Genomic DNA, 362 nt, shown 5'->3' on the forward strand with positions numbered 1-362 from the left:
GAGGAACAGAAATATCCGTATGAGCCGAAAGTAAGTGCGTGTGAAGTGGATATGTCACATCCATTTTATCGATATGATCCAAATCAATGTATTGCTTGTGGGCAGTGTGTAGAAGTATGTCAAAACTTACAAGTGAATGAAACTATATCGATTGATTGGAGCTTAGACCGTCCACGTGTTATTTGGGACAATGGTGTAAGTATAAATGACTCGTCTTGTGTAAGTTGTGGACAGTGTGTAACAGTATGTCCATGTAATGCGTTAATGGAAAAAACAATGTTGGGTGAAGCTGGATTCATGACTGGATTGAAACCGGATGTGTTAGATCCGATGATTGATTTTGTAAAGGATGTAGAGCCTGG

At 39.5% G+C, this 362-nt stretch carries 1 protein-coding gene; it reads left to right on the forward strand.

Features of this window, described 5'->3' with window-relative positions:
- Positions 1 to 362, forward strand: a 362-nt coding sequence (locus MR170_RS31260; protein ID WP_242310700.1) for a 4Fe-4S binding protein, incomplete at both ends; no start/stop codon positions are given.

Origin of the sequence: Bacillus cereus group sp. BfR-BA-01524 (assembly GCF_022662595.1) — a bacterium.
In the GTDB taxonomy this organism is placed as follows: Bacteria; Bacillota; Bacilli; order Bacillales; family Bacillaceae_G; genus Bacillus_A; species Bacillus_A thuringiensis_S.